The following is a 6,171-nucleotide window of genomic DNA, read 5'->3' on the forward strand; positions in this document are numbered from 1 at the left end:
GCTAACCGAACTATCAGGAGACAAACATGGCTCGCAAACTGAGCATCAAGCTGGCGATCAACGAGGCGATCGACCAGGAAATGACCCGCGACCCCAGCGTCATCATGCTGGGCGAAGACATCGTCGGCGGCGCCGGCGCGGATGGCGAGAAGGACGCCTGGGGCGGCGTGCTGGGCGTGACCAAGGGACTCTATGCCAAGCATGGCGACCGGCTGCTGGATACGCCGTTGTCGGAGTCGGCCTATGTGGGCGCGGCCATCGGCGCCGCGGCCTGTGGCATGCGCCCGATCGCCGAGCTGATGTTCATCGACTTCATGGGCGTGTGCTTCGACCAGATCTTCAACCAGGCGGCCAAGTTCCGCTACATGTTCGGTGGCAAGGCCGAAACCCCGGTGGTGATCCGCGCCATGGTCGGCGCGGGCTTTCGTGCCGCCGCGCAGCACAGCCAGATGCTGACGCCACTGTTCACGCATATCCCCGGGCTCAAGGTGGTATGCCCGTCAACGCCGTATGACACCAAGGGCCTGCTGATCCAGGCGATCCGCGACAACGACCCGGTGATCTTCTGCGAGCACAAGAACCTGTACGGGCTGGAAGGCGAGGTGCCGGAGGGCGCGTACGCGATCCCGTTTGGCGAGGCCAATATCGTGCGCGACGGCAAGGACGTGTCGATCGTCACCTACGGGCTGATGGTGCACCGCGCGCTGGAGGCGGCGGCCACGCTGGCGAAGGAAGGCATCGAAGCGGAAGTGATCGACCTGCGCACGCTGTCGCCGCTGGACATGGACACGGTGCTGGAATCGGCCGAGAACACCGGCCGCCTGGTGGTGGTGGATGAAGCCAGCCCGCGCTGCAATATCGCCACCGATATCTCCGCGCAGGTCGCGCAGCAGGCCTTCGGCGCGCTCAAGGCCGGCATCGAGATGGTGTGCCCGCCGCATACGCCGGTGCCGTTCTCGCCGACGCTGGAAGACCTGTATATCCCCGGCGCCGCGCAGATCGCTGCTGCCGCGCGCAAGACGGTGAAGGGAGGCAAGCAGTGATGGCAAGCGCAGCAATTACCCCGATCGTGATGCCCAAGTGGGGCCTGTCGATGAAGGAAGGCACGGTCAATGCCTGGCTGGTCGACGAGGGCGCCGAGATCAGCGTGGGCATGCCGATCCTCGATGTGGAAACCGACAAGATCGCCAATGCGGTGGAGGCGCCGGACGCCGGCACGCTGCGCCGCAAGGTGGCGCAGGCCGGCGACGTGCTGCCGGTCAAGGCGCTGCTTGGCGTGCTGGCCCCGGCGGAGGTGAGCGATGCGGATATCGACGCGTATGTATCGGCTTATGAAGCGCCCGCGGACGACGGCGACGAGGAAGACGCTGCCGCCGCGTACCAGTTCGCCGACGTGGACGGCGTCCGCGTCCGCTACGCCCGCAAGGGCAGCGGCGCCGAGACCGTGCTCTTCATCCACGGCTTTGGCGGTGACCTGGACAACTGGCTGTTCAACCTCGATCCCCTTGCCGACGCGTACACGGTCGTGGCACTGGACCTTCCCGGCCATGGACAGTCGTCGCCGCGGCTCGCGGGCACGACGCTGGCGCAGATGGCCGGCTTTGTAGCGCGCTTCATGGACGAGACCGGGATCGACGCGGCGCACCTGGTCGGCCATTCGATGGGCGGCGGCGTGGCGGCGCAGCTCGCCGTGGACTCGCCGCAGCGGGTGTTGTCGATGGCACTGGTGTCGCCGGTGGGCTTTGGCGAAGCGGTCAACAGCGGCTATACCGAGGGCTTCGTCAATGCGCAGTCGCGGCGAGAGCTGAAGCCGGTGATCGAACTGCTGTTCGCGGATGCCGGGCTGGTCAGCCGGCAGATGCTCGACGACCTGCTGCGCTACAAGCGGCTGGATGGCGTGACCGAAGCGCTGACGTCCCTGGGCCAGGACCTGTTCGCCGGCGGCAGGCAGAAGGAGCAGCCCGGCCAGCGGCTGGCCGGCAGCGGCAAGCGCGTGCTGGTGGTGTGGGGCGGCCAGGACCGCATCATCCCGGCGGAACATGCCGAGGCGGCGCCGCCCGGCGCTACCGTCAAGGTCTTTGCCGACGCCGGCCATATGAGCCAGATGGAGAAGGCCAACGACTTCAACGCGCTGCTCAGGCAGCACCTCGGCGGCTGATGCCGCGGCGCGGGCGGCGGCGTGCGCTGCCGCCCGCCTTTGTCCTCCATCCACCGAATCAGGACGACAGCTTTTATGAGCACTGAACTGAAGACCCGCCTCGCCCAGATTAACAAGCAGTTCGCCGCGCTCGCGCAGGCCCAGCCCGCGGCCATGAGCGCATTCCAGGGCCTGATGAAGGCCGCCACGCAGGAAGGCAGCCTGCCGGCCGCGGTCAAGGAACTGGTCGCGGTCGCGCTGGCTGTGCAGAAGGGCTGCGACGACTGCGTGCTGTTCCACACGGCACAGGCGTTGCGCCACGGCGCCACGCGCGATCAACTGGCCGAAGTACTGGCGCTCAATATCGAGATGGGCGGCGGCCCGGGCGCGATGTATGCGTCGAAGGCGCTGGCCTATTTCGATGCGCTCAACGGTTAGCCTTGCTAGACTCGGCCTATCGTTACCCGACCGGCCAAGACCGCTGCCGCGCCATGCCTTTTGAGTTCGTCGAGCCCGCGCCTGCCGGCCAGCCGCATGCGGATCCGCTGCAGGACGAACTGGCCTTGCTCGAGTTCGCCGCGCAGGGCCGGCAGGTCGCGCAACTGTGGGAAGCGCCACTGTCGCTGGTGGTGCCGCGTACCTATCAGCGGCATGCCGGCTTCGAGGCGGCGCGCGCCGAGTTCGCCCGGCAAGGCTGTCCGGTGTTCCTGCGCATGTCGGGCGGGGGACTGGTGCCGCAAGGCCCGGGCATCCTCAACCTGAGCCTGGCCTATAGCGTCGGCCAGCCGCCGGGTGCGCTCAGCGATGGGGTCTACCTGCACCTGTGCGATGTCATCGGCAAGGGGCTGCTGGCGCTGTGCGTGCCGACCCATTGGCAGGCGGTGGCCGGCTCGTTCTGCGACGGCCGCTTCAATCTCGCGTGGGGACCGCCGGAGGCGGCCCGCAAGATCGCCGGCACCGCGCAGTACTGGCGGCGCGCGCCGGCGGCCATGCAGTCGCCGGATGGGCAACGGCACCTGGTCCTGGCGCATGCGGTGCTGCTGGTAAGTGCCGACCCGGCGCAGATCAACGCGCGCGCCAATGCCTTCGAGGCAGCGATCGACAGCGGGCGCCACTATGATCCGCGCAAGGTGGTCAGCGTGCGCGAGGCGCTGCAGGCGCAGGGGCGCGCCGCCGCCGACGGGGCCGAACTGATGGCGCAGGTATCGCAGGTACTGAGGCACAGTGCCGCGCAGACGCCCCCGCCGGCCTAGTTGGCAGGCAGGAAGCGGATGTCGCCATACCAGGCGCGGGCGGCACTGTGGGTGTTGTCGGTATCGGTGATGATGCCGTACGCCTTGAGCGGGCCCGGTTGCTCATGGAACACCCGTTCGTAGTCCTGCACGACGTTACGGCGCAGGCTTTGCCATTTACCGGCATCGCCTTGCGCGCCAGAGACGACGATCATCTGCACGCGGCCGGTATGCGGGTTGGGGATGACGCTGCCCGGCTCGGCACTGTCGGACCACACATACATCAACGTGGCATAGGGCAGTTCTTCACCGGCGAGACTCTTGGCGATCTGCATCGCCGCGCGGTCACCTAGCGAGAGCTTGCTCGTGTCGCCCTCGAAGAAGAACACCAGCCGGGCCGGCGCATCCTCATGGGCGCCGTCGCTATTGTCCGCACCGGGAATCGGGCCTTGCGCCTTCCAGCGCCACGCCACCACGGGCGTGCGTGAGAGATTCACATCGCCCGCGTGCAGCAGCGCCGAGGCTGAGTGTTCGGCGTCGGCCTGCAGCACCGTGGCGCGGCCGTCGGCCACCAGCTGATAGCTGGTTTGCGCCTTGCCGTTGGCCACCGGTAAATTCTTCCAGCCATCTGGCAGCGCTGCTCCCGGCTTGAGCGCGGACACCGATAGTCCGGGCTGTTCGTCCGCGGCCTGAACGGCAAGCTGCGGCAGCAGCAGCGCGGCACACAAGGCGAGGCGCAGGGCAGGCGTGGCACTCATGGTCGATCCGGGAGGGAATATGGCCACGGGGCGTGACGCAAGGCTCGTGCCCATCACCATGCGCATCACGCACCGGCCGCACAAAAAAATTGCGGCCCACGTGGGGCCGCCAATCGGGAATGCGAGGAGGTCAGTTTCCTCAAGAAGCGTTATCGACGCCAGACGGCGTCGCAAGACCCCACTTCGGTGGGGCGTATGCATCACAGTTTGCGAGGCGGGCAATCGTTCAGGCGATAAGGCAGGAGCCATGCGGATCCGGTTCTGCCGCTGCCTTGATCCTGCGGACATTGGCTTCCAGTTCGGCATGGGCGGTGTCAAGCCATCCCACGCGATGGCGCACGGGATCCTTCGGCGACAGGTCGCTGACGGACAGCTCGCGCAGGAAATAGCGCACCATGCTGCCGGCTCGTGCGGGTACCGGCATCATGCCCAGCAACTGGTCGCGCGCAATCAGCCGCCGGCTGACGGCATGCCGGAGCCCGGCCCAGGCGGTGCGGCCCAGCGCGATATAGAAAGCGTCGGTGCGTATCTGCCGGACGGTGCCGAGAAACTGGTTTTCGAAGACTTCGCGAAGCATGGGCGCCGCCATCAGATCTTCGAAGGGGCCGTCGAAGGCGAGCCCGCGCCGGGTAGTGGCATGCGGCAGCAAGGCCAGCGGCTGCAGCCGCTCGAAGCCTTCGTTCCACAGCGCCGCGGCATGTGGCAGGCGGACCAGCTCGGGTACGCGGAAGTGGTCGAGCATGCGGATCAGGTTTGGCCGAATCAGCTTGCCGCCCAGTTCCACCCGACGCTTGTTCTCGCGCTGGATCACGCGGCCCGGCGCATGGCTGCGCAGCAGCTCCTCGGTCACGGACGCTGCCAGCCGCACATGGGCATGGCCCGGGGTGGTGCTGACGAGCACCAGCTGCGCCTGCGTGTTCAGGTATTCGCACGGCACGTAGTGCATGGCGTACGTACCGTCTTGCCCAACCAGGACGGGTCTGGCGATGACGCCGGTGGCGCCCCCAAGCCGTACCTGAGAGCAATACGCTTCAATAAAGTTGGTCAAGGACTCCCCCGCTCGCGACGCTTCTGGATGCGCTTTTTTCTTGTTCTGCTTTTCGATCATGGTAAGCCGGCGCTGCATCGCAGACAAAGTGCGCGGTGCCGGATTAGCCTGAATACGACGCAACCTTCGTTGGACAGCCAACATACTGCCGGCGGCGTCCCCCGATCGGGTGGGCGTAGCGGCATTAGCCGCACAGTAGCCCGGGGCCGGCGTCAGGACGATGACATTCCGATGCATGCGAGCGCGTCAACGGCTCTGGATTGAGGGTACGAGCGGGAAGAAAAAACCGGACACGAAGCGTGTCCGGTAACCCATTTGCTGACTCAGGTCGTGTCAGAACCCGAGGTCGCAAATGATAACGATTATCATTTTCTGCGGCAACGGGAGCCGGTTCTCAGCCGATCGATGTCTCGATAGCGATCTGTCCGGACAGCGTCTTGTGTACCGGGCAACGGTTGGCGACCCGCAGGAGGTCATCCAGGATCTGGGGCGTCAGTTCACCACTGACCTTGACCTCGCGCTTCAGCGAATAGGTGCCGTTGGATTCTTCATGGACGATCGACACGTCGATCCTGGCGATGGCGTAGCCCTTGCGCTTGGCATAGAGCTGCAGCGTCAGGGTAGTGCAAGCGGCCAGCGCGGAGTCGAGCAAGTCGTGGGGGCTGGGGTAGCTGGTATCGCCGCCCGCCGAGGCATCCAGGTCGGCCTGCCATTTGGCGGTACCGTTGCTCAGGTGGCAGATGGTGTTGCCCTGGCTCGGCTGCCAGGTCGCTTGGATAGTCATCGATCGTCCCCATCTAATAAGAGAAGGCGGCCCGGCGGGCCGGAGCAGTCATTCTATACAGGGCGTTGCAGGCTGTTCAAAGCGGTGGCAGCTGCACTTTTGCTGCGGTTTCGGAGTTTTCCGAAAAAGTGCTTGCCAACCCTGGCACGCTCACTTAATATTCGCCCCCTCGCAACACAACGCGGCGCTGCAAGGCAGACGCAGCAAGGGTT

The 6,171-nt window shown here is 66.1% G+C and carries 7 protein-coding genes; 4 read left to right on the forward strand and 3 right to left on the reverse strand.

Annotated features, from left to right (window positions below; genetic code table 11):
* Window positions 1-26 precede the first annotated feature (26 nt).
* The 4 genes from IPF36_RS12570 (at window position 27) to IPF36_RS12585 (ending at window position 3,390) form a co-directional block, all read left to right on the forward strand.
* Window positions 27-1,043 (forward strand): alpha-ketoacid dehydrogenase subunit beta, encoded by a 1,017-nt coding sequence (locus IPF36_RS12570; RefSeq protein WP_195428069.1) that lies wholly within the window; start codon window positions 27-29, stop codon window positions 1,041-1,043.
* Window positions 1,043-2,158 carry an acetoin dehydrogenase dihydrolipoyllysine-residue acetyltransferase subunit gene (locus tag IPF36_RS12575; RefSeq protein ID WP_135703441.1) on the forward strand — a complete coding sequence of 372 codons (1,116 nt, stop codon included), beginning with the start codon at window positions 1,043-1,045 and terminating at the stop codon, window positions 2,156-2,158. Before IPF36_RS12570 ends, IPF36_RS12575 begins: the two co-directional genes overlap by 1 nt.
* 75 nt (window positions 2,159-2,233) lie before the next feature.
* Entirely contained in the window at window positions 2,234-2,575 is a 342-nt protein-coding gene (locus IPF36_RS12580) for a carboxymuconolactone decarboxylase family protein (protein WP_133097053.1), read from the forward strand.
* 53 nt (window positions 2,576-2,628) lie between these two features.
* Window positions 2,629-3,390 (forward strand): lipoate--protein ligase family protein, encoded by a 762-nt coding sequence (locus IPF36_RS12585; protein ID WP_133097052.1) that lies wholly within the window; start codon window positions 2,629-2,631, stop codon window positions 3,388-3,390.
* Here IPF36_RS12585 and IPF36_RS12590 read toward each other — a convergent pair.
* The 3 genes from IPF36_RS12590 to IPF36_RS12600 all read right to left on the reverse strand — a co-directional run bounded on the left by IPF36_RS12590 (window position 3,387) and on the right by IPF36_RS12600 (window position 5,959).
* Complete coding sequence (locus IPF36_RS12590) at window positions 3,387-4,127, reverse strand: DUF3047 domain-containing protein (RefSeq protein ID WP_195428076.1); 741 nt, start codon at window positions 4,125-4,127, stop codon at window positions 3,387-3,389. The two genes, IPF36_RS12585 and IPF36_RS12590, sit on opposite strands and share 4 nt — an antisense overlap.
* 226 nt (window positions 4,128-4,353) lie before the next feature.
* The gene (locus tag IPF36_RS12595) at window positions 4,354-5,175 is read right to left on the reverse strand and encodes a hypothetical protein (RefSeq protein ID WP_135703442.1); all 822 of its coding nucleotides are present in this window, start codon (window positions 5,173-5,175) and stop codon (window positions 4,354-4,356) included.
* A gap of 394 nt (window positions 5,176-5,569) precedes the next feature.
* The gene (locus tag IPF36_RS12600; protein WP_135703443.1) at window positions 5,570-5,959 is read right to left on the reverse strand and encodes an OsmC family protein; all 390 of its coding nucleotides are present in this window, start codon (window positions 5,957-5,959) and stop codon (window positions 5,570-5,572) included.
* Window positions 5,960-6,171: the final 212 nt, after the last annotated feature.

The organism is Cupriavidus sp. IK-TO18, from assembly GCF_015549295.1.
GTDB classification, from domain to species: Bacteria; Pseudomonadota; Gammaproteobacteria; order Burkholderiales; family Burkholderiaceae; genus Cupriavidus; species Cupriavidus oxalaticus_A.